Annotated in this window: 18 protein-coding genes, 1 tRNA gene and 2 pseudogenes; 15 read left to right on the forward strand and 6 right to left on the reverse strand. The window is 54.4% G+C overall.

Features of this window, described 5'->3' with window-relative positions; translation table 11 throughout:
- Positions 1 to 144 precede the first annotated feature (144 nt).
- The 5 genes from pheS to M1D78_RS08505 all read left to right on the forward strand — a co-directional run bounded on the left by pheS (position 145) and on the right by M1D78_RS08505 (position 4,363).
- Positions 145 to 1,149 (forward strand): phenylalanine--tRNA ligase subunit alpha, encoded by a 1,005-nt coding sequence (gene pheS / locus M1D78_RS08485; protein ID WP_437419667.1) that lies wholly within the window; start codon positions 145 to 147, stop codon positions 1,147 to 1,149.
- Positions 1,150 to 1,182: 33 nt separating this feature from the next.
- Positions 1,183 to 3,561 carry a phenylalanine--tRNA ligase subunit beta gene (pheT, locus tag M1D78_RS08490; protein ID WP_437419666.1) on the forward strand — a complete coding sequence of 793 codons (2,379 nt, stop codon included), beginning with the start codon at positions 1,183 to 1,185 and terminating at the stop codon, positions 3,559 to 3,561.
- Positions 3,562 to 3,564: 3 nt separating this feature from the next.
- Positions 3,565 to 3,867, forward strand: coding sequence for an integration host factor subunit alpha (gene ihfA / locus M1D78_RS08495; protein WP_003282572.1), 303 nt, complete (start codon positions 3,565 to 3,567; stop codon positions 3,865 to 3,867).
- Positions 3,848 to 4,204, forward strand: coding sequence for a MerR family transcriptional regulator (locus tag M1D78_RS08500; protein ID WP_437419665.1), 357 nt, complete (start codon positions 3,848 to 3,850; stop codon positions 4,202 to 4,204). The genes ihfA and M1D78_RS08500 overlap by 20 nt, the downstream gene beginning before the upstream one ends.
- A gap of 82 nt (positions 4,205 to 4,286) precedes the next feature.
- Positions 4,287 to 4,363, forward strand: a tRNA-Pro gene (locus tag M1D78_RS08505).
- 452 nt (positions 4,364 to 4,815) lie between these two features.
- Here M1D78_RS08505 and M1D78_RS08510 read toward each other — a convergent pair.
- Positions 4,816 to 5,229, reverse strand: a pseudogene (locus M1D78_RS08510) (integrase core domain-containing protein); the annotation flags it as partial.
- A 207-nt stretch (positions 5,230 to 5,436) separates the two neighbouring features.
- On the opposite strand from M1D78_RS08510, the gene M1D78_RS08515 reads away from it, so the two are divergent.
- Positions 5,437 to 6,969, forward strand: coding sequence for a tetratricopeptide repeat protein (locus M1D78_RS08515; RefSeq protein WP_169922253.1), 1,533 nt, complete (start codon positions 5,437 to 5,439; stop codon positions 6,967 to 6,969).
- A gap of 195 nt (positions 6,970 to 7,164) precedes the next feature.
- Here M1D78_RS08515 and M1D78_RS08520 read toward each other — a convergent pair.
- A pseudogene (locus M1D78_RS08520) lies at positions 7,165 to 7,383 on the reverse strand (IS3 family transposase); the annotation flags it as partial.
- 103 nt (positions 7,384 to 7,486) lie between these two features.
- On the opposite strand from M1D78_RS08520, the gene M1D78_RS08525 reads away from it, so the two are divergent.
- The gene (locus M1D78_RS08525) at positions 7,487 to 7,672 is read left to right on the forward strand and encodes a tyrosine-type recombinase/integrase (RefSeq protein WP_222105517.1); all 186 of its coding nucleotides are present in this window, start codon (positions 7,487 to 7,489) and stop codon (positions 7,670 to 7,672) included.
- Between the two features lie 1,076 nt (positions 7,673 to 8,748).
- Here M1D78_RS08525 and M1D78_RS08530 read toward each other — a convergent pair.
- Positions 8,749 to 9,618 (reverse strand): hypothetical protein, encoded by an 870-nt coding sequence (locus M1D78_RS08530; RefSeq protein ID WP_437419664.1) that lies wholly within the window; start codon positions 9,616 to 9,618, stop codon positions 8,749 to 8,751.
- Positions 9,619 to 9,750: 132 nt separating this feature from the next.
- Between M1D78_RS08530 and M1D78_RS08535 the strand changes: the two genes are divergently transcribed.
- The 3 genes from M1D78_RS08535 to M1D78_RS08545 all read left to right on the forward strand — a co-directional run bounded on the left by M1D78_RS08535 (position 9,751) and on the right by M1D78_RS08545 (position 12,518).
- Positions 9,751 to 11,178 carry a hypothetical protein gene (locus tag M1D78_RS08535; RefSeq protein ID WP_186416172.1) on the forward strand — a complete coding sequence of 476 codons (1,428 nt, stop codon included), beginning with the start codon at positions 9,751 to 9,753 and terminating at the stop codon, positions 11,176 to 11,178.
- A 52-nt stretch (positions 11,179 to 11,230) separates the two neighbouring features.
- The gene (locus M1D78_RS08540; RefSeq protein WP_023127663.1) at positions 11,231 to 11,416 is read left to right on the forward strand and encodes a helix-turn-helix transcriptional regulator; all 186 of its coding nucleotides are present in this window, start codon (positions 11,231 to 11,233) and stop codon (positions 11,414 to 11,416) included.
- 448 nt (positions 11,417 to 11,864) lie between these two features.
- Positions 11,865 to 12,518 (forward strand): inovirus Gp2 family protein, encoded by a 654-nt coding sequence (locus M1D78_RS08545; protein WP_423704878.1) that lies wholly within the window; start codon positions 11,865 to 11,867, stop codon positions 12,516 to 12,518.
- Between the two features lie 224 nt (positions 12,519 to 12,742).
- Here M1D78_RS08545 and umuC read toward each other — a convergent pair whose 3' ends face one another.
- The 3 genes from umuC to M1D78_RS08560 form a co-directional block, all read right to left on the reverse strand.
- Positions 12,743 to 14,017: a translesion error-prone DNA polymerase V subunit UmuC gene (umuC, locus tag M1D78_RS08550; protein WP_437419663.1), complete on the reverse strand. Its 1,275-nt coding sequence runs from the start codon at positions 14,015 to 14,017 to the stop codon at positions 12,743 to 12,745.
- Complete coding sequence (locus tag M1D78_RS08555; protein ID WP_437419662.1) at positions 14,010 to 14,447, reverse strand: LexA family protein; 438 nt, start codon at positions 14,445 to 14,447, stop codon at positions 14,010 to 14,012. Before M1D78_RS08555 ends, umuC begins: the two co-directional genes overlap by 8 nt.
- 331 nt (positions 14,448 to 14,778) lie before the next feature.
- Positions 14,779 to 15,654, reverse strand: a complete 876-nt coding sequence (locus tag M1D78_RS08560; RefSeq protein WP_437419661.1) for a WYL domain-containing protein — start codon at positions 15,652 to 15,654, stop codon at positions 14,779 to 14,781.
- A gap of 138 nt (positions 15,655 to 15,792) precedes the next feature.
- Between M1D78_RS08560 and M1D78_RS08565 the strand changes: the two genes are divergently transcribed.
- The 5 genes from M1D78_RS08565 to brxC all read left to right on the forward strand — a co-directional run bounded on the left by M1D78_RS08565 (position 15,793) and on the right by brxC (position 21,580).
- Complete coding sequence (locus M1D78_RS08565; RefSeq protein ID WP_437419660.1) at positions 15,793 to 16,461, forward strand: OB-fold protein; 669 nt, start codon at positions 15,793 to 15,795, stop codon at positions 16,459 to 16,461.
- Positions 16,462 to 16,553: 92 nt separating this feature from the next.
- Positions 16,554 to 16,757, forward strand: a complete 204-nt coding sequence (mads1, locus tag M1D78_RS08570) for a methylation-associated defense system helix-turn-helix domain-containing protein MAD1 (RefSeq protein WP_437419659.1) — start codon at positions 16,554 to 16,556, stop codon at positions 16,755 to 16,757.
- Positions 16,750 to 17,361, forward strand: coding sequence for a DUF1819 family protein (locus M1D78_RS08575; RefSeq protein ID WP_437419658.1), 612 nt, complete (start codon positions 16,750 to 16,752; stop codon positions 17,359 to 17,361). Before mads1 ends, M1D78_RS08575 begins: the two co-directional genes overlap by 8 nt.
- A gap of 23 nt (positions 17,362 to 17,384) precedes the next feature.
- Complete coding sequence (locus tag M1D78_RS08580; protein ID WP_437419657.1) at positions 17,385 to 18,014, forward strand: DUF1788 domain-containing protein; 630 nt, start codon at positions 17,385 to 17,387, stop codon at positions 18,012 to 18,014.
- Positions 18,015 to 18,025: 11 nt separating this feature from the next.
- The gene (gene brxC, locus M1D78_RS08585; RefSeq protein ID WP_437419656.1) at positions 18,026 to 21,580 is read left to right on the forward strand and encodes a BREX system P-loop protein BrxC; all 3,555 of its coding nucleotides are present in this window, start codon (positions 18,026 to 18,028) and stop codon (positions 21,578 to 21,580) included.
- Positions 21,581 to 21,589: the final 9 nt, after the last annotated feature.

Raw genomic sequence — 21,589 nt, forward strand, 5'->3', positions numbered from 1 at the left:
AATCTTCGGATTCGTAGCGTCACCGATAGGGGAAGAGCCTAGGGCTCTTCCCCTATTTCGTATCTGAAGGGGTCTTTTCAAAAGTGCACTCGGGCGGTTTCATGCTGGCGGGTGCGGTTCTGCAAGAACCTCTGGAGGTTGTACATGGAAAACCTGGATGCATTGGTCTCGCAAGCGCTCGAGGCAGTGCAACAAAGTCAAGACATCAATGCTCTGGAGCAGATCCGAGTTCAGTATCTGGGTAAGAAGGGAGAGTTGACGCTCCTCATGCAGACCTTGGGCAAGCTTTCTGCCGAAGAGCGACCCAAGGCCGGAGCCCTGATTAACGCCGCCAAGGCTAAGGTCCAGGATGCGCTAGGCGTCAAGAAAGCCGAGCTCGAAGAAGCTGCTCTAGGTGCCAAGCTTGCGGCTGAGCGTATCGATGTCACCCTGCCCGGGCGTGGCGAGGTTTCCGGGGGGCTGCATCCTATTACCCGGACGCTAGAGCGTATTGAACAAATCTTTTCTCACATCGGTTATACCGTTGCCGAAGGGCCTGAAGTCGAGGATGACTATCACAACTTCGAGGCGCTCAATATCCCAGGTCATCACCCTGCTCGGGCGATGCACGACACTTTCTATTTCAATGCCAGCATGTTGCTGCGTACCCACACCTCCCCAGTGCAGGTGCGCACCATGGAGTCCAGTCAGCCCCCGATTCGCATCATTTGCCCTGGCCGGGTGTATCGCTGTGACTCGGATCAAACTCACTCTCCGATGTTCCATCAGGTGGAAGGATTACTGATCGACGAGGGCATTAGCTTTGCTGACCTCAAGGGCACTATCGAACAGTTTCTGCGGGCGTTTTTCGAGGCTGATCTCGAGGTGCGTTTTCGCCCTTCTTTCTTCCCCTTCACCGAGCCTTCAGCGGAAGTAGATATTCGTCGTGTGGTTCGCAAGGGGGATCAGGAGTCTCAGTCCTGGCTCGAGGTATTGGGGTGCGGAATGGTGCATCCCGACGTGTTGCGGATGTCAGGCATCGATCCCGAGCGCTACCAGGGCTTTGCCTTTGGCATGGGCGCCGAGCGCCTGACAATGCTGCGGTATGGCGTCAACGACCTGCGCATCTTCTTCGATAACGATCTGCGCTTTCTTGAGCAGTTTCGCTAAGCGCAGATCGCCAAACACGTTTAGGAGAGCAGGATGAAATTCAGTGAACAGTGGCTGCGGAGCCTCGTCAATCCGCAGGTTTCCCATGATGAGCTCGTGGCTCGGTTGTCGATGGTCGGTCTTGAAGTCGACGGTGTAGAGCCTGTCGCCGGACAGTTCAGCGGCGTCGTGGTCGGTGAGGTGCTTAGTACTGAGCAGCACCCAGATGCGGACAAGTTGCGCGTGTGCCAGGTCAGCAATGGCAGCGAAACCTTCCAAGTGGTCTGTGGCGCGCCTAATGTGCGGCCCGGCTTGAAGATTCCGTTCGCGATGATCGGCGCGATTCTGCCTGGCGATTTCAAGATCAAGAAGGCGAAGCTGCGCGGTGTCGAGTCCAACGGCATGTTGTGCTCGGCTTCTGAGCTACAGATATCCGAAGACAACGATGGCCTGATGGAGTTGGCGGCAGAGGCACCTGTAGGCGCCGACATCCGTACAGCCCTGAACTTGAACGATGCCACCATTGAGATAGGCCTGACCCCTAACCGAGGCGACTGCCTGTCCATTGCTGGCCTTGCGCGTGAAGTGGGTGCGATCTATAGCGTCCCGGTGACATCGATTGATGTGACGCCCGCCTTGGTAAGTCATCAGGACGCCCGCTCTGTCGAAGTGCTCGCGACTGATGCGTGCCCGCGCTATCTGGGTCGAATCGTGCGCAACGTCGACCCGTCTCGCCCTACGCCAACCTGGATGGTCGAGCGTCTACGGCGTTCGGGTATTCGCTCGATCGATGCGATTGTCGACATTACCAACTACGTGATGCTCGAACTGGGTCAGCCGCTTCATGCGTTCGATCTCAATGAGATCAACACAGGCATCCGTGTGCGTATGGCGGAGGAGGGGGAGGACTTGGTGTTGCTCGATGGGCAGACCGTCAAGCTGCGTGCCGACACCCTGGTTATTGCCGACCATCAGCGTGCGCTGGCAATTGCTGGTGTCATGGGCGGCGAGCATAGCGGCGTGAATGCCGAGACCCGAGACATCTTCCTCGAAAGCGCTTACTTCGACAGCATTGCGCTGGCGGGCAAGGCGCGTTCCTATGGCCTGCACACCGATGCGTCGCACCGCTACGAGCGCGGCGTGGATCCTCAGCTCACCCGTACCGCCATGGAGCGAGCCACAGCGCTCCTGCTTGAGGTTGTCGGTGGAGAAGCGGGGCTTATCACCGAGGTGATCAATGAGGCGGGCATGCCGCAGGTGGCGCCCATCCTGTTGCGCCGGGAACGGATCGAGCAGATGTATGGTCTGGAGCTTGGTGTCGATGAGATCGAGCGGGTGCTGAGCGCGCTGGGTATGAGTCTGGCAAGCGACGGCGAAGGGGAATGGCGCGTAACCGTGCCGAGTCACCGCTTCGATATTTCCCTTGAAGTCGACCTGATCGAAGAGATCGGCCGCCTGTATGGTTATGATCGTCTGCCGGTGCGCTACCCGCAGGCGAGGCTCGCACCAACTTCCACAACCGAATCTCATGTGACTCTTCCCTCGCTTCGCCGGCTATTGGTGGCTCGCGGATACCAGGAAGCGATCACTTACAGCTTCATCGATCCGAAACAGTACGCCCTATTCACGCCTGATACCCAGCCACTGATGCTCGCCAACCCCATTTCGGTCGAGATGAGTGCCATGCGTGCCTCGTTGTGGCCTGGCTTGGTCAGTGCGCTGCAGTACAACGTCAATCGCCAACAAACGCGTGTTCGCCTGTTTGAAAGTGGGCTGCGGTTCGTGGGTCAGCTCGACGAGCTCAAGCAGGACGTCATGCTGTCGGGTGTAGTAACGGGGACTCGCTTCAGTGAAGCTTGGAGCAACGGTCGAGCCTCGGTGGATTTCTACGACGTGAAGGCCGATGTCGAGGCGCTATTGAGCGGAGCGGGCGGTGCGCTCGCATTCAACTTTGTCAGCGGTGAGCATCCCGCGCTTCATCCAGGCCAGTGCGCGCGCATCGAGCGTGAAGGGCGTCTAGTCGGATATCTGGGTAGCCTGCACCCTCAGCTGGCGGCCACGCTTGGAATCGAACAGCCGGTTTACCTGTTCGAGCTTTTGATTGCCGAGGTTGTAGAAGGTCGATTGCCGCGTTTTACCGAGCTTTCGCGCTTCCCGGAGGTGCGTCGTGATCTGGCTGTTCTGGTGGCGCAGGACATTTCTGCTCAATCAGTGTTGGGCTGCATCCGCGAAGCGGCGGGCGGGTACCTCAAGGACCTCAAGCTATTTGATGTTTATCAAGGTAAAGGTATTGATCCGCTTAGCAAAAGTATGGCAGTCGGCTTGACCTGGCAGCACCCTTCGCGCACTCTAAACGACGACGAGGTGAGCACTGCGATGCAGCAGATCCTTGCCTCCCTGGAAAAAAGGTTCAACGCCACGTTAAGGAAATAGCGTATGGGGGCTCTGACGAAAGCTGAGATGGCCGAACGTCTATATGAAGAGCTTGGCTTGAATAAGCGTGAGGCCAAGGAGTTGGTCGAATTATTTTTCGAGGAGATACGTCAGGCGCTCGAGCATAACGAACAGGTGAAGCTGTCCGGTTTCGGTAACTTCGACCTACGTGACAAGCGTCAGCGCCCCGGACGTAACCCGAAAACCGGCGAGGAGATACCCATCACGGCGCGTCGCGTCGTGACATTCCGGCCAGGGCAAAAATTAAAAGCCAGAGTCGAAGCCTATGCTGGAACCAAGTCATAACGACGAATTGCCATCCATACCCGGCAAACGGTACTTCACGATCGGTGAAGTGAGTGAGCTGTGTGCGGTCAAGCCGCACGTACTGCGCTATTGGGAGCAAGAGTTTCCACAGCTCAACCCGGTCAAGCGCCGCGGCAACCGGCGATACTATCAGCGCCAGGATGTGCTGATGATCCGTCAGATTCGCTCTCTTCTGTATGAGCAGGGTTTCACCATTGGTGGCGCGCGACAACGTATGTCGGGTGACGAAGCGAAAGACGATACGACTCAGTACAAACAACTCATTCGTCAGATGATTGCTGAACTCGAAGACGTGCTCCACGTGCTGAAAGCTTGATTCACAACCCGACAAAAACCTTCACACATTCAGAAGCTTAATGTATAGTGCCATCCGCTTTCGGGCATTACCGAAGCGATGTCGGGGCGTAGCGCAGCCTGGTAGCGCACTTGCATGGGGTGCAAGGGGTCGAGTGTTCGAATCACTCCGTCCCGACCAAAAAACCCTAGAAAATCCAGTCACTTAACGGTGACTGGATTTTTTTATGGTAGATGGATTTTGCCTGCCTCTGAATTTTGCCCCACTTTTTGCCCCACTGCTGATTTTCTAAAGTTTGCGCGCCTCGGTCTTGCAGAGCTGTCTGTATGGAGATCTTTTTCGCGTGGCAATGAAAGGTCTGTTAGACGGGGCGCGCGCTCTTTCAAACTGGGCACTGTCGCCTTGTTAAGTTAGAGACTCAGCCAATCGTCAGAACTCTTGAGGTGGGCGGTATTGCGCTGTACGGCATTCCTCTCCGTAGTGCTTGATCGCGATCGCAATGACTAGGCAGGCAGGGGGGGGCCGCTTGACGGGCGTTTCTCAATGACCTCCAGCATTAAGTGACGGACATCAGTCACCACTAAAGTCGTATCGGCTGGCCGACGTCTTCCCGTCTTCAGTGGCAGCTGGCTTTAGAGTCCTGGATCAATTTAACGGCTTTCGCGATCAGTTGCTTGGCATAGGCAGACGGGGTTAACCCGCCGAGACCCTTCTTTGGCCTTTCCTCGTTGTATTACCGTCGCCACGCTCCGACGCCCACTTGGGCGTGTGGTGGGCTGGTGAACCAGTGCTCGTTCAGGCGCTCGTCACGGAAGCGCCCGTTAAACGATTCGATATAGGCATTCTGATTGGGCTTACCTGGTTCAATCAGGAACAGCTGTACACCTCGCGGATGAGCCCAGGTCAGCATGGCTCGACCACAGAATTCCTTGCCGTTATCCGTGCGGATGGCTTTGGGCAGACCGCGTGACATGGCCAGACGCATCCAGGATGCGCGTCAACGAAAGCCCGCCAATCGTTCTTTCCGGCACGATGGCGACAGCTGCGAAATTGCACTCATCTGACCAGGCAATTGCATTGATGCTGACCACCCGCTTGCATTCGACTTGAACAGCGGGCGGCAGAGACGCGGAGGCAGAGACCGCCCCATTGCTGCCGGTAGCAATAGGCAGCAACCGGCCAAGAGCTGACTTCCGATATCTGTGAGAGAATCCAAATCAGAATACTCAAGCTAGAACGGACTCCCCCCTTATATGGAATTGAATCGCCCAACTCTCTACGACATCGCATGTCACTTCTGCGTCAGTGGCATAACCGGCGCGACCATTCCCTACACTCGTCTGAGCAATATCCTCGAAAGCATGTTTCATCAGCGACCGCTCACTGCATTGTCGCTGAGCTACCTACGGCAGCAAAATCTCAACGAACTGCATCAACTTGCGAGCGGTCAGATCACATATGAAGCCTTCATCGCGGCTTTAGACCCAGTGTTAGTAGCTCGCGAGCAGGCGGCCAGATTAGAGCACCAAACCAAGGAAGTTGAACGACTGGCCCAGGAGGCCGAGCAGGCAAAACGCAAGCGCGAAGCAGCAAAGGCTGCCCGTATTGCTCGCAAGGCGAAGTATGATCGAGAGTACGAGGCTGCTGAGACAGCTCGCGTTGCCCGAGAAACCGAGTGGGAGGCGCAGCGCAAGCGTAATTGCGAGGTTGCTGAAGCCATGTACAACGCCCGCATGAGCGACCCCGGCTCCATAGCTCCGACCCCCAACGATATTGCCCGGCACTACCGGGTGAGCCACCTGCAAGGTGCGGTTGCCTCCCCACTGAGCAATATCCTGGAAGCTCTCTATCGAGGCCGTCCGCTTTCCGAGGCCTATCTGAACTACCTCAAGGTCAAGGGGTACCCCGGGCTGTTTGCGCTGGCGACTGGTCAAGCCAGCTACGAGTCCTATATTTCAGACCTCGATGCTGCTGACGCTGCCGCAGCTGCTCGCCTAGAACTGGTCGAGGCAGCCAAACGCCGGCGAGAAGCTGCGGAGGCCGATCGCCTTGCTCGCGAAAGCGATCCGGCATACATCCTGCGCAAGAAGTACGGAATTTTCGCCAACGCTCAGTCATTGAAGCCACGATTGATGGATATCCTCCAGAACCTGGAGGCCGGCAATCGAATGGCACCTGACGATCTTGTTTGGCTCAAAACCGAGGGCCATGTGTATTTCACTGAGGTGCTGCGTGAAACCTACCATCTGCGCGAAGCCGAATTCGCCAGCAATGAGTACCGGCGCACCCAGGACCCATGGAACGCAATCAACGCCAGTGGTCACTTTCGAAAGTGCAATCAGCCCGAGTCAGCACTTGAACTACTCGCTAGTGTGCCGGCCAACAGATTCAAACAGCCCAAGATCCACTCAGCCATTTGCACTACCCGCGGTGGTGCCATGCGCGATCTTGGGCGGCGGGAAGAGGCACTTCAGCTCGGCAAGCAGGGGCATGAGTTACAACCCAGAAACTTCCGACCATGCACGCTGATAGGTGCTGTTTGTATGGAGCTTGGCGACTATGCGGCCGGGCATGGCTGGTACGCCAAGGCTGAGGAGCGCGGTGCCAGCAAACAGATCATTGACACCGAACTACGGGGCATCTTCCTCCGGGCGGACAACGCTTGGCGAGAAACAATGCGGACGTCCTTGCTGGAAAAAGATCCAGACCGTTATCACTGGGTGAATGACAAGAAATTTCTGAGTGGATCGTTGCCAAGTTCGCAGGCTAAACCAAACGTCCGCTGAGGGTTGGCAGGAGTCCAATAAATGGCTGCTCGTGGCCGGTTGCTGCCTGTCGCGACCGGCAGCTTGAGGTCGACTTCGGCCGGTCGTCACTACGGCGTGTATTGGTCAAGCCGCATGCAATCGGGTGGTCAATACGAATGCAATTGCCTGGTAAGCTGGAATGCAATTCGGTGGTCAAGTCAGTGCAATTTCGCAGACAGCCTCATGGGTGGCATCATCCACCATTGTCAGGATATTCATGACACGCTCTTCAGCCGTGCGATCAAATACAAAGTCCATCGACCAGACCTGGTTGGCGGCCCGAGGGCGGTCCAGCGGCTGTCGATCTGCAATCGGGATCTTCTTGCGCTTACGCCTTCTCACCTGCAAGCGGGCTTCGGCATACAGACGTTCCACCCGCTTGTGGTTGACTACTGCGGATTCCTTTCCAACGAGAGCCTTGCTAGACATGAACCGTATGCGTAGAGCTTTGATGCCGGCTTCAAGCTGCACGTGGCCCAGATGATCCGAGAGCAAGGTGAAGTGGGGCGAGTTCGACCTGGAGCGTGCACAGTGGCGCATTCCTGCCGAGCGCATGAAGATGCGCGAGCTGCACATAGTTCCGCTCTCCAAGCAGGCGGTCGAGTTGTTGCGTGAGTTGCACACCCATACTGGCGGTCGTCCGCTGCTATTGCCGAACTATCGCAATCCAACGAATGCATGACGGCAACGACACTGAACCGTGCGTTTGAGCGCATGGGGTTCAATGGGAAGGACAGTATCGGTTTTTCGGCCCATGGCTTCCGCGCAAACAGCTTCGACAATGCTGAACGAGATGGGCTATCGCGCAGATGTTATCGAGCGTCAGTTGGCGCATGCCGAGAGAAACAAGGTGCGCGCAAGCTAAAACCAGGCAGAATATCTGGAAGAGCGACGTCAGATGATGCAGGCATGGGCTGATGAGATTGAAGCACTCAGTTTTCGGAGTAGCGGCTCAGAAAAGTGATTGATCTACCGCTGGGGGCCGCGAGTCGGTGAGACTTGGTATGAATGACTTTCAGGGGGGGCGTTCACTGGGCTGCTGTCGCTTTGCCAGAATTCACCTCTGTGGCAGCAAGCTACCGGATGGTTTTAATTGCATTTAACGAATCGGAGTTGCTCTGAGGGGATGCACCAGCATTAACACTATGCCCTCGGCCATGGCTACGAGTCCTGCGGCCTGAGCACGGCTAATTAAACGGCCGCGTGGAAGCAAGTCTATCTGCAGTCATGGTCGCGTTTATTAGGGGCTGTATGAAGGACGGCAGAACGCTGCTGGACGCGCTATATGGAGGGGCTGGCTAAATACTAAAGTCAGTCAGATACATATTACGACTTCAGACGGTCCTTAGATTTTGTCGCAGCCTTCAATTGACCACGACACTTGCTTGGACCGTTGCCTATTGCTTCTCAGGAGTAGGTTAGCCTGTGACGGGAGTGGGAAATAACAGCCGTAGGTGATGCATCGCTGAGGCTGGAACGATAAGCTGTTTGTGGTCTGGCTTGCCTTTCCATGAGTCGAGAAAAATTTGTTCATATTCGCCTGACTAGCTCGGATTTAATCGTTAATCACTGGCTTGGATTCGAAATGATGTGGTGTAGTTAATTAGATGATTACTTCTCGTCGGTGCGTTCCCTACCTTTTTCTGGTCAGCGTGAGTGTGCTTAAAATTGTCGGAGGTCTCGGTAAGTGCGAGGGGTTACTTCATGCGGAAGGTCAATTAAATTAGTTTGGTTCTAGATTTAAGAGGTTTTTCAAATTTAATCCTGATCAGTGAAGGCTCTGCTCATTTTTTCGAGAGATTCATTAAGTTTGTCTGAATTAAAGTTTGGATGCTGTAGGGCTTGGTGAAATTTATGTGGTAATAGTGGGTTTGGGTTGATTTCAGTCTTAAGTGCAATTGGTGTTTGGTTGGTAGTCTGGACAAGATTTTTAAGTCTTTTTTCTATTAGGGTGCGTTTTGGAGGGATGGCCTGGTTGTTCAGCGTAATATTTGACATTCGCCGTTTGAGGCCTTCGTTACCTTCTTTAAGGAATTCTTCCAGTAGGTTAGTGCTTAGTCGCTCTATTTCGGAGATCTCGGCTTCAGAGTCTAGCCGTGCACTGTGCCTTATCTTTAATATGCTTAGATCTATAAGGCTAAGAGTCAGTAGTTCGGCAAATATTTCCGAATTTTCCCGATAGTCGTTAGCATCTCTGCGAATATTGTCGTCAGCACGTTTTTGGTGAAGTTTTTGGCGTTCATTGTCGAAATAAAATTCCTGCTGTTCTTTGCTCGATGGGATTAGTTTTTCAATTGTCTCAGCCAGACTTAAACTAAGCTCTTTTGAAATACGATCAAGTTGCTGCTTTGTTTTTACTTGCAGAACGATGCTGTATGCCCTCTTGTCTTTATTCTTTCCTCTGTGCTTTTTCTGGGCCCATGCACCCCGCATGCGCCTTAAGAATTCTCTATATTCCGCGCTTTCAATCTGACCCTGATCCCACTTGATGAGCTGTTGGTAAGCCGTCTCCCCTATGTAACGGGTGTGCCAGAATCCGGGATTGCCGCTCTTCTCCTTCAGATAACTCAAGGCCCATTGGATCTGGGACGTGTTTTTGGGGGATATCCATTTCATTCGTTCGGACATGCGGGTTCTCAAGGAGATTTTAAGATGACACGTTATATCACGCGTGATGTGACACGTGATGTGATGCGTGATAGTTTTCCTTATAACAGGGTGTGATATCATCAAAAAAGGCTTTGATGCGGGTTTCTGAGCATGAGTTATCTATCACTTCTTCGACTTCACCTACCTGATATCAGCCCTGAAGCTAAATTTTTGCTGCTCAGATTTCTACAGAAGTACGGTGAAGGTCGATCAGTTCGTCGAGGGGTGGCTGCCTTTGCTGCCGATTTAGGCGTTTCTGGGCCGATGGCTAAGCGCGGGTTGCACGAATTGACGGCTGGAGGCTTTCTTAGCCAATGTGAAAGTCGCTCGGAATGTGAGTGCTCCCAGACTCTGCGAGAAACCCTAGCCTCCGAAAGCGTGAAAGGTGTAGCCGGTTCTTTGTATCAGCTAGCAGATCATGTTCTAAATCCTGCCACGGAGTTGATCAGCCTCAAGTCTTACGATCGGCGGGAGAGCGGTATGAGTCTTGATTCTGTTACGCCTGCTGAGCGAAAAGAAGCTGCAAGGAAGATGCTCAGGGAAGCTGCAAGTGGTACGAATCGATTGCTGCTCGCTGTCCTCCTAATTCATGCTGACGAATTTGGGGTAGTTCGTGGGTTGGGTATTTCTGATCTGTGCACCCTGACGGGGCTCAAACGAGAAAGGCTTGAAATGCATCTTTTCAAGCTCAACGAACTGGGCGCAATACGCTTCAAGATTGCTGGATTTAGCGGTTCAAGGATCCTGGGCAGCCTGAAAACGATTTACTATCTAAATCTGCATCACCGATGTTTTTATAATTCCAACAGCACCTTGATGGTCTTCGTTTTAAAAGCAAAAAGTGATTATAGAAATAATGTAGATCTGCTGGCAGAGAAAATTTTCTTAACCGAAGAAGGTGCTTGTGGTTTTTACTGGCCGCTCACTGCGGTGGAGCCCTTGGGGCCAGTAAAGTTATTTGATGATATCGTGGTGTCGTCCCTGCTTAACTCGAAGTTGGCGGGTGGCGGGCGCGCTGAGCTATTAATGCTGCGGGCGATTGTAGATCAACATGTCTCCTCACTTCTTTCAATGCACTGGAATAAACTTTGCGCTAAGGAATTGTTTACGGATCTGGGGTTGTTAGAAACTATAAAATCACAGGTTAAGCTCCCTTGGTTAAAATCCGTGGCTATTGATGCTTTGTCGGGAAGGAGTGCTGAAGAAGTTGTTTATAACATGGTTTTTTACCTAGCATGTCAGTACAAAGTGCTTCTGGGTTCGGCGGGCGATCATGTAAGTGAAGGCATGAAGTTTCATATTCTCCCATTTTCTGATCAATGCCGTGGGCGGAGAGCGGTGTTGGCTTTGCGTAAAGATGGCGCGCTGGATCGCAGGTGCTTGGTCATCACTGAGGCGGAGAGCGAAATTCAATCATATGAGTGCGAGGCCGTAATGACTGTTGACCAACGCTTTGAGTATGGATTGTTTGGTGAGTTTCACGCTCTGAAACGCTATGGTAGGTCAGTGACTCGCTATATGCCCGTTTTTAGGCAGTAATTATCTACAGGTTCTCCTAATCCTCTGAACCAATATTCAGAGGTGCGGGATCATGAAAATCATTCGTCTGAAGGCTGTCATCGATGCCACTGGCCTGGCTAGGTCGACTGTATACAAGTACGTTGCGCAGGGCTCGTTTCCGAAACCGATTCCGCTGGGTGATCGATGTGTGGGCTGGCTAGAGGGCGAGGTCCAGGATTGGATCCTGGCCAGAATCGAGGAGCGAGATCTAGCTTGACTATCGGATAGTAATGGCCAGAGCCCGAGAGTGCTCACTCCACCTTAGGTGAGAAAACATCATGCCCGGATATTCTCCGGGCATGATGCTTTTTTGCCGGAGTAGAAGTCTGCTTGGTTTAGCCGGGGCTTGAAGCGAATTTACCTGAAAATCAGCATAAAAAGCAGAGCTGCTTTTTCGGTATTGGTAGTATGCTCTTATAGCCTATATAGTTCCAATGTTAGCTGTAAGAGATAACAATGCTAAGTCAGGTATCTCCAAGATGCCTGATGTGTGAATGTTGTTTAGGTTAATAAGTGTATAGTGCTATTAAGGTATGTATTCAAGCTTTGTAAGAGATAACAATGCTAAGTCAGGTATCTCCAAGATACCTGACGTGTGAATGTTATTCAGGTTAATAAATACATGGTGCTCCTAGGATATGCATTCAAGCATTGGAGTATTAAACATGATTCGACATTCGCAGAATAGTAATCTCATTATTCATAATGAGCTTGACTATCGTGGCTTGCCTATTCAGGTAGATAAAGGGCCTTTCATTCGACAGTATCTGCAAAAGTTGCATACTACGATTGATCGAGCTCTTCAACAGTATTCTCGTGTCTTTGCCTTCAGGGTTGATCTTAGGTTTCCAGCAGCGTTTGTGAACGGCAGAGACGAAAATGCAAGTCAAGTGTTTAAAAAGTTTTTAGATTCCTTTAAGTCCAAAATACACCACAATCGTTGTATGGCGCTTAGGGAAAACAAACATGCGCATCAGAGCCGCGTGCGGTACGTTTGGGCTAGAGAATTTGGGCAGCATGGGAAGCCGCATTACCATGTTGCATTCGTTCTCAATTACGATGCATTCAACGCTTTGGGTAAGTTTGAGCCTGGAAGGGATAACATGTTCAATCGACTCCAGGAAGCTTGGGCAAGTGCCTTGGGAACGTCGGTTGAGGCAGTGAGGGGTTTGGTTGAGATTCCTGACAATCCGAGCTATAGCCTGCGTCGCGATGGTCTAGGGGTTGAAGAGTTTTTCTATCGAGCCAGTTACCTATGCAAGGCGCCTACCAAGGTTTATGGCGATGGCAGACATGGGTTTGACAGCAGTCGAATCTAACTGCTGAAGCTAAGGATGGTCTGAAGGTAGTGAAGAATTTTTGCGTAGCTGCCTGCCAGAAAATGTCCGGATCAGCGTGGAATCACTGTCCGAATGTGCGTGAAATGGGTGTCCGAGCCAGCGTGGAATCCGCAATCAGCACCTGCGCTTGAAACCTGCAGGGGCGCGCTGTCTGCGTAAGGGGACTCTGAACCGTGCTCGTCGCGGATAAGTGAATGCGAAGGCTACTTGGCTTTTGCGACCATTAACTCAGACCAGCGAGTGGTGTAAGCCGGGGAAAGCAACTCTCTGCGCATTGCCCACTCGACTGGCTTGGCTATGCGTCCTGGCTGCAGTGTGCCGCGTCCCCAGCGATTGTTGATCGCGTCCAGGGTGCTCATCAGTCGCTCGGTTTTCACGGGCTGTTCAGGGGCGAAAAGATCCGGCGTGTACTCATTCTTGCGACACAGATCCAACAGCATCACCTGAGCCTTGGCGTAGCTGAATCCCTCTCTGTAGACCTGCTGCAATCCAGCCTGGACGGCCTTGATGATCAGCCTGCTGTCATCGGTTGGATAGGGCAGTTGGCATAGGACGCCATTGGCATATTTCGCTTCAGCTGGATTGAACATCCCGGTGCGCAGACTGACCCGCACTTGTCTGCAGAGCGACTCCTGCTTGCGGAGCTTTTCAGCAGCGCGCGTCGCATAGCTGGTGACGGCCTCTTGGATAGGCGCTAACTCTCGCAGGCGCTTGCCGAATGAGCGGCTACTGCAGATCTCTTGCTTGGGTTCGATTTCGTTCTCGATCTCTAGGCACGCCACACCGCGCAGTTCACGCACAGTTTTCTCGACCACGACATTGAATCGCTTGCGCAGTGTCCAGGCATCCATCTGTGCCAAGTCCCAAGCTGTCTTGATTTGCATGCCTTCCAAGTGAGCCCGCAACCGGTGACCAACGCCCCAGACTTCCTCGACAGGCATGGCCTTGAGCAGCTTGTCGCGCCGAACCGGATCGCGGATGTCAACGACGCCACCAGTTTGCTTCTGCCAGCGCTTGGCGGCGTTATTGGCGAGCTTGGCCAGTGTCTTGGTCGTGGCGATACCAATGCCAACAGGGATGCCGGTCTTCTGTCTGACTTCTGCCTGTACCTGGCGACCTATCGACTCCAGCGGTTCGGGTAGACCGGTCATATCGGCAAAGGCCTCGTCGATGCTGTAGACCTCGATGCTTGGAAAGCAGCCCTCCAGGATCGTCATCACGCGCTCGCTCATGTCGCCATAGAGGGCGTAGTTGCTGCTGAAGGCGACGATCCCATGGCGCTTGAGGTCGCCTCTGATCTCGTGGAAGAGGGCGCCCATTTTCACGAACGGCTTGGCATCGGCAGAGCGGGCAATCACGCAGCCGTCGTTGTTGCTGAGCACCACGATGGGCGTGCGCAACAGGTCAGGACGAAACACGCGCTCGCAACTGGCGTAGAAGCTGTTGCAGTCGACCAGTGCGTACACAGGATCAGCCATGAGTGAGGTGGTTCCGCAGGCTGTGAGTGACGACGCCCCAGATCGTCAGCTCATCGTTTTCCAGGATATAGCGCGGAGAGTAGGCCGGGTTCTCCGACTGCAGGATGAACTGGCCCTGTTTCTGGGCCAGGCGCTTTACCAGGACATCGCCGTTTAAGCAGGCAACGACCACATGGCCCGGTTTTGCTGGGATGGCGCGGCTGACGATCAGATAATCGCCGTCGAAGATGCCAGCCCCGCTCATGCTGTCACCGCTCACGGCAACCACATAGGTGTACGGTGCTTGCAGATCCATCAGAGCATCAAGCGACAGCTTATGTTCCATGTGATCCAGCGCTGGGCTGGGAAAGCCGGCCGGAACACGTGCATCAAAGAGGGGAAGGACTGCCCTGCTGCGCTGCAGCGGGCCGAGGATAAGTGCGGTGCTCATAACGGGCTGCTCGATTACTGTATTTATATACAGTAATCAGCGCTCCGCCATACAGGCAAGGTGCGTTCGTCGCCGGTGTCTGGGGTATGCGCGGATTGTTTACAGGCGAAAAGTAGACAGATCGCGCTGTAGGGTCGATTTAGCTAGGTTGATGAAAACCGACTAGGAGGATCTCTTATGAGCATGCTGCCAACCCTTAACGATCTTTTGCCACTGGCGCTGTTGCTGCCTGCACTACTCGTGCTGGCCAAGCTGGCCTACGGTGGTACGACGGTCTAAGAGATAGCCTCGCCTGCGGCATCGACTCAAAGCCCGGCGTGCCTGCCGTTAGTCAGTGATACAGCCAGGGCTGTAGCTCTTCCAGGTTGGCGACCACGATCTGCTGAGCCGTGGCCTTGGCATGCACCTTGGTCGGATCGATCTGATAGCGCTGCAGCACGTACTGCACCAACGCACCTCGTGTCTCGATCACCAGCTGTCCGTCACGCATGCCGTAGTCGGCTTCGATAATCGTTCGCTGCTCGGGTTTCAGGCGCGAGTCCGGTTCGATGATGACCTGCACCTGCGTACTCCAACCCGGATCTTGCTCGCGAGTATTCTCGGTCTTGTCGTCCATCAACTCCGGCACACCGCGAAAGCGGCTGAGCACGAAGTCGCGGTAATCTCGATTCTTCTCGCAATAGGCGCGTACGTGCCAGCGCATACCGGTGTAGATCAGCGTATGCGGCGCGATCAGACGGGTTTCGCCGTCCGGCGTCGTGAAGGACACATACTCGCACTCCAGTCGCAGCCCATCGCGGCAGGCCTTGATGAGTGGACGCAGCACCTCCGGGCGTACTGAGCGATCCGGTACATCCAGTACCTCAGTGTGCGCATAGGCCAGCGCCAGTCCTTCTATGTGCGGTGCCCGGTCGTGATTCTGGTTGAGCAGGTGCAGGTAGGCGCTGGCGCTGTCATCGATAAACAGTGGTTTGAAGTGGCGGCTCGGCACATACCCCTTCAAATGCTTGTCGTATTCCAGGTTCTTCGGCGCGTAGTCGGTGATGTAGGAATTGATGTCCTTCGACGCTTGCTGGCGGCTGATACCGAAGCTCTGCATCAGATGTCCGGTGGTTAAGCGTCCTTCCCACCACACCACCGTTTCGATCAGGCGATAGCGCAGCGCCAGATCCCAGCGCACGGACTCGATTTCCTGTTTGCGTTTCATGCCGGCCTCACTTGCTCGAAAACTTTACCTGTACGGACGCACACTCTAGATACGTCAAGCCACGCTACATATCTTGATCCTGACAAACAAGCCGGCCAATCCAGGCTGGCTCAGGAAGTGCAATCAAGGAGTAGTGAAATGGCATTGATCAACTGCGGCGAGTGCGATCGCATGGCCAGCGACCAGGCGGTTGCCTGTCCGCATTGTGGTGCGCCTATCGCTAAGCAGACTGCCACCGTTCAAATGCATCCCGCCCAAGCTATGAGCCGCAACGTCGGCTTCTGGCTGGGCGTCGGTATTTTTCTGTTTCCGGTCATCTTTGTTTGGTTCCTGCTGCGCCAAGGGCATAGCACTACCAGCCGGGTGATCGGCTTTGTCTGGCTCGCGCTGATGGTGGTTGCGATGGCCTCGGGGGATCGTCCGTCCAGCAAGCCTGCTCCAGCCTCAAGCAGTCAGAGCCAACCGGCGAAAGTGGTTGCTCCTGTTGAGCCACTGCTAGAAGTGAGCGCTCAGCAACTGGCCCAGGCCTATGACCGCAATACGGTCGCGGCGGACCAGCAGTTCAAAGGCAAGACCTTCAAGGTCACTGGCGTGGTGGATTCCATTAATACCGATCTGTTCGGCAACCCCTACGTCACTCTGCGGGGCGGGGTAAATCAGTTCATGGAGCCGCAATTCGAGCTGGATGAGGCGCACGCCAACTATGCGGCTGGTTTGCAGTCGGGCATGCGCATCAGCCTGGTCTGTACGGGCCGTGGCGATGTGGCGAAAACGCCCATGTCCGAGGACTGTATTCCCGCCAACTGAGTCTTCAGCGTGATTTCACTTGGCAGATAAATCCGTCTTAATCCTGCTCAATCAGCTAAGATCTGTACTTCCTATTCGATATGGATCTGGAAATGACCGATCGGTGGTTGAGCGTAGAGGAAATCGGCGAACACTTGGGCGTGAGTAAGGACACTGTCTATGCATGGATCGCAAAGCGGCACATGCCTGCGCACAAGGTGGGGCGGCTCTGGAAGTTCCAGAAGGCTGAGGTCGATGCGTGGGTTAAAGCTGGCGGTGCCAGTGATGATACCTCCTCGGAGTCGGCGCATGGCTGATCCATACCGCTTGTCATTCACCACAGGTGGGCTCTTCATTCAGGAGTCACCGCCTGTGGCTGAGCTTTTCCTCATGAAGCGTGACTGGCAAGAGGCTCGTGATCAGGTTCGTGAGATGAACCTGCTGCAGGTGCGTACTACAGCGGCTGCCACGCGTATTAGTAAAGAGATTGTCGCCCGATTGGAGCACCTGGATGTAGGTGAGCTTGAGGCCTTGGTTGAGGGGAACAGGAAAGATCAGGGATACCTTCTCTGGGCTGCCTGTTCCCGGCGCTACACCTTTATCCGCGAGTTCGCGATGGAGGTGCTTCGTGAGCATCTTCTGATGAGGCGGCGCGTCCTATCCTCGATCGACTTCGACGCATTCTGGAGCAGGAAAGCTCTGTGGCACGTTGAGCTAGATCAGATCGCTGAGTCGACGCAAAAAAAGCTCAAACAAAATCTATTTCGAATGATGCGAGAGGCGGATCTGATTGGTGATTCGCTACAAATTCAGCCGGCCCTATTGTCGCCGGCGTTGGCCCAGCTGTTGGCCAAAAGGGGTAAGGAAGAGTTGCTTATCTACCCCGTAACTGATCAGGAGATTACGCGTTGGCTTCAATGAACCGGAAAATCAGCGAGCAGCCAATGGCCGCTCGCTTCGATCATTTGCTAGGCGTAATCAGTGGTCAGCGTTTCCTTGAAATGAGGGGGCTGAACAACGATCTGCCCTTTTACATCTGCGAGTTCAAGGCTGCTGAAGCGGTGGAGATGGAGCGTGTACGCCGGCAGCTGGTAACGCGGCTGGCGCACATGAGCATTCCCTGTCTTCAGGGAAGAGGCATCCAGGTTCTGGAAATCAACCTGTATGACTTGTCTATTGAGCTGCTCAAGGCCCGAGAGGGCAGTAGTGAACAGGGCTGCCTCTGGGATGACCTACTCGCCATTGAACCTGAGGTAGAGAAAGAGCAGCTGTTGGAGACTCTGCAGAACGTCTTGGGTATCGAGGAGTATCTGATCCCCGCTATCGGTGAGCGATTAGCGGCTGCTGAGTACGACGTTTTATTTCTCTCCGGCATCGGTGAGGTGTTTCCCTACATCCGTTCACACAACGTGCTGAACAACCTGCAAAGCACTGCCAAGTTCAAGCCTACGGTTATGTTCTTCCCTGGCGAGTACCGGTACTCGCTGGAGCAGGGGGCTTCTCTGGAGCTGTTTGGCTTGCTGCATGACGATAAGTACTACCGCGCATTCAACATTTTCGAGACACAGGCCTGAGGAAGCAGTAGATGGAACTCAACGGCATTTTCCTGAACCCCGTCAGTCGTCCTATTGAAGGGGTGATCAAGGCTGATGATGAAGCCAGCCTGTACAACGAGCTGAGCGAGTATGTGCTGACCGACGAGGTCGCCAAGCGCCTGGAACACTTTCTTGACGCTTACACCGACTATCACGGCGCCAATGGCGTGTGGGTGTCAGGCTTCTTCGGGTCGGGTAAATCTCACTTGTTGAAGATGCTGGCGCTTCTGTTGGAAAACCGCCGCATCGATGGCTCCTCTGCCCTGGATATCTTCCTGCCAAAGATCCACGAGGACGATGCACTGCTGCGCAGCAAGCTTAAGCAGGCTGTCGCCATCCCCTCGAAGAGCATCCTGTTCAACATCGACCAGAAGGCCGACATCATCAGCAAGACGCAGATCGACGCCTTGCTGTCGGTCTTCGTCAAGGTCTTCAACGAGATGTGCGGTTACTTCGGCAAGCAGGGCTACATTGCCCAGTTCGAACGTGATCTCGACAGCCGTGAGCAGTTCAACGCCTTTAAGGACGCCTATCAGATCATCGCCAAAAAGCCCTGGGAGCGTGGGCGCGAGCAGGCCCTGCTGGAGTCTGGCAACATTGCCAAGGCCTATGCGCAGATCACCGGTGAAGATCCGACTCTGGCCAAGGGAATCCTCGACAAGTACCGCACCCAGTACAGCGTCTCCATCGAGGACTTCGGCAACCAGGTCAAAGCCTGGCTAGACAAGCAGCCAGCCAATTTCCGCCTGAATTTCTTCGTCGATGAGGTAGGCCAATACATCGCCGAAAACACCAAGCTGATGACCAACCTGCAGACTGTCGCCGAAAGCCTGGCGACTAAGTGCCAGGGGAGGGCTTGGATCATCGTCACCGCCCAGGAGGATATGAACTCCGTGCTCGGTGACATGAGCAAGCAGCAGAGTAACGACTTCACCAAGATCCAGGCTCGCTTTGCCAACCGTCTCAAGCTCACCAGTGCTGACGTGGCTGAGGTGATCCAGAAGCGTCTGCTGACCAAGAACGATAGCGGTGCAGATCTGCTGAAAACTGTCTACGACCAGCAGTTCAACAACTTCAAGACCCTGTTTGAGTTCGCCGATGGCGGCCAGCATTACCAGAACTTCCGAGATCTGGAGCATTTCACCTACTGCTATCCGTTTGTGCCGTATCAGTTCCCGCTGTTCCAGTCGGCCATCCGTGGCATTTCTTTGCACAATGGCTTTGAAGGTAAGGCTAACTCGGTGGGTGAGCGTTCCATGCTCGGCGTGTTCCGCGAGGTGGCCATCGCCATTGATAACGAGCCGGTTGGGCAGCTGGCCACCTTTGATCGAATGTTTGAAGGCATTCGTGGCGCACTGAAAAGCGCGATCCAGAGTGCAATCAACACTGCCGAGCACCACCTGGGCGACGAGTACGCCGTTCGCGTCCTGAAGGCTCTGTTTCTGGTCAAGTACGTCAAGGAGTTCAAGGCCACCCTGCGCAACCTCAGTGTGCTGATGCTGGAGCGTTTCGGCGAGGACGTGCCCGCCCAACGCAAGAAGCTGGAGGCTGCACTCAATTTGCTTGAGCAGCAGACCTACATTCAGCGCAACGGCGATCTCTACGAGTACCTCACGGACGAAGAGAAGGACATTGAGGAGGAGATCAAAAACACCGAGGTGGAGTCTGCGGATATCCTCAAGGAGTTGGAGGTTCTACTGTTTGATGGAGCAATCAGGCAGCGCAAGATCCGCTACGAGAACGGTCAGGACTACTCCTATACCCGCAAGATGGATGATCGGGTGCTCAGTCGGGAGCATGAGCTCACTATCCACGTCATAACACCGCTCAGCGACAACTTCGACAATCTCACCGTGCAGCGCATGCAAAGCATGGGGCGTGACGAGCTGCGTGTCGTGTTGCCTGCCGATGCTCGCTTCATGCAAGACCTGACTATGTACAAGCGCACTGAGACGTACATTCGTCAGAACAGCAGCACTCAACAGGAGGCTGTTAAACGAATCCTAGACTCCAAGAGCTTCCAAAACACCGAGCGCCTTGCGGATATCCAGGAGCGTGCCAAGCAACTGTTGGCAGGTGCCCAGCTGATCATCAATGCTGCCGACATCGAAGCCCCTAGCACCGATGGGCAGACACGCATACTGAAAGGTTTCTACCAGCTCATCGAAACCACATATCCGAACCTGCGTATGTTGCGGGATGTGCCCTTCAGCGAGGCTGATATCGGCAAGTACTTACGCCAGGGGCAGGACGGACTGCTTGGCAATGATGCCACCAGCCTGAGTGAGCCCGAACAGGAGCTGTTGGCTTTTATCCAGACCAATGCTCGCAGTGGCGTTCGCACAACGGTCAAAAGCCTGCTGGAGCGCTTTGAGCGCAAGAGTTACGGCTGGTACTACGCCGCAATTCTCTGCAACCTCGCCCTGCTTTGCGCGCGAGGAAAGGTAGAGGTGCGTCAGGACAGCAATCCCCTGGAAGGGGATCTGCTGGAGCGTAGCCTGCGCAATACCAATGCCCATGCCACCTTAGTTTTGGAGCCGCAGATTGAGTTCAGCGCTTCCCAGGTACGTGCGCTGAAGGATTTTTTCGCGGACTTCTTTGACCGGCCGGCCAGCAGCAATGAAGCTCGTGCTCTGGCACGTGAAACCATAGACGCCATCAAGGAACTGGAGATCGATCTTGCTGAGTTGCACGGTCAGAAGGTGCAGTATCCCTTCCTCAGTGCTTTGGACGGTGTGCTGGCGACTCTCAAGGAAATAGCTGCCAAGAATCCAGCCTGGTTCCTGACGGATCTCGCTCGCGCAGAAGATGCGTTGCTCGAAGCCAAAGAGCAGGTCATCGATCCTGTGCAGCGCTTTATGAAAAGCCCGCAGAAAGAGATCTACGATCAGGCTCGTCTGCTTGTGCAGGAACAGCAAGAGAATTTTGCATACGTCGGCTCGGCGGAAGTTGACGCCATTCGAGCCGTGCTCGCAGATGCAAAGCCCTGGCAAGGCAATCGTCTTCAACAAGCTCGGCAGCAGTTGGAGGCGCTTCAGCTTGCCATTGCCAACCAACTGGCCAGCGAGCAAAAAGCCAGTGAGCAGTTGCTCGACGATCTGGAGCAGCGCCTGCAGGGCGCTGAGGGTTACGGGGCTCTCGACGCGGCGCAGAAACAGCAGTTCTCAGCCGCCTTCGCACAGGCTAAGCAGCAGCTGAAAGGGCAAAAGCTCATTGCGGTCATTCGTGACCAGCGCAATCGCTTTGAGGACGAGCAATACCCTCAGCTGTTGCTCAAGCTCGATCAGCTGGCGCGTCCCAAGCAGGCCCCTTCTGAGTCGCCTGCGCCATCTAGCCGACCGGAGAGCACTCAAGCGCCAAGCACTGACATGCCTAAGCAGCCGGAGATGGAGGTGGCGGAGCCGCGTATTGTGCAGTCTCGTCACATCAAAGTCGGCTACGCAAAGCCCTGGTTGACCAGTGAAGCCGAGCTGGACGAATACCTGCAGAAGCAACGTGAAGCCTGGCTGAAGGAAATCCAGGCTGGCAACCGAGTGCAGATCTGACACGGAATA

This window comes from Pseudomonas sp. SA195 (assembly GCF_054131565.1).

Bases quoted from the DNA above. Each gene is read 5' to 3' on its own strand.
- pheS (WP_437419667.1), top strand. From the start codon at position 145: ATGGAAAACCTGGATGCATTGGTCTCGCAAGCGCTCGAGGCAGTGCAA.
- pheT (WP_437419666.1), top strand. From the start codon at position 1,183: ATGAAATTCAGTGAACAGTGGCTGCGGAGCCTCGTCAATCCGCAGGTT.
- ihfA (WP_003282572.1), top strand. From the start codon at position 3,565: ATGGGGGCTCTGACGAAAGCTGAGATGGCCGAACGTCTATATGAAGAG.
- M1D78_RS08500 (WP_437419665.1), top strand. From the start codon at position 3,848: ATGCTGGAACCAAGTCATAACGACGAATTGCCATCCATACCCGGCAAA.
- M1D78_RS08515 (WP_169922253.1), top strand. From the start codon at position 5,437: ATGGAATTGAATCGCCCAACTCTCTACGACATCGCATGTCACTTCTGC.
- M1D78_RS08530 (WP_437419664.1), bottom strand. From the start codon at position 9,618: ATGTCCGAACGAATGAAATGGATATCCCCCAAAAACACGTCCCAGATC.
- M1D78_RS08535 (WP_186416172.1), top strand. From the start codon at position 9,751: ATGAGTTATCTATCACTTCTTCGACTTCACCTACCTGATATCAGCCCT.
- M1D78_RS08540 (WP_023127663.1), top strand. From the start codon at position 11,231: ATGAAAATCATTCGTCTGAAGGCTGTCATCGATGCCACTGGCCTGGCT.
- M1D78_RS08545 (WP_423704878.1), top strand. From the start codon at position 11,865: ATGATTCGACATTCGCAGAATAGTAATCTCATTATTCATAATGAGCTT.
- umuC (WP_437419663.1), bottom strand. From the start codon at position 14,017: ATGGCTGATCCTGTGTACGCACTGGTCGACTGCAACAGCTTCTACGCC.
- M1D78_RS08555 (WP_437419662.1), bottom strand. From the start codon at position 14,447: ATGAGCACCGCACTTATCCTCGGCCCGCTGCAGCGCAGCAGGGCAGTC.
- M1D78_RS08560 (WP_437419661.1), bottom strand. From the start codon at position 15,654: ATGAAACGCAAACAGGAAATCGAGTCCGTGCGCTGGGATCTGGCGCTG.
- M1D78_RS08565 (WP_437419660.1), top strand. From the start codon at position 15,793: ATGGCATTGATCAACTGCGGCGAGTGCGATCGCATGGCCAGCGACCAG.
- mads1 (WP_437419659.1), top strand. From the start codon at position 16,554: ATGACCGATCGGTGGTTGAGCGTAGAGGAAATCGGCGAACACTTGGGC.
- M1D78_RS08575 (WP_437419658.1), top strand. From the start codon at position 16,750: ATGGCTGATCCATACCGCTTGTCATTCACCACAGGTGGGCTCTTCATT.
- M1D78_RS08580 (WP_437419657.1), top strand. From the start codon at position 17,385: ATGGCCGCTCGCTTCGATCATTTGCTAGGCGTAATCAGTGGTCAGCGT.
- brxC (WP_437419656.1), top strand. From the start codon at position 18,026: ATGGAACTCAACGGCATTTTCCTGAACCCCGTCAGTCGTCCTATTGAA.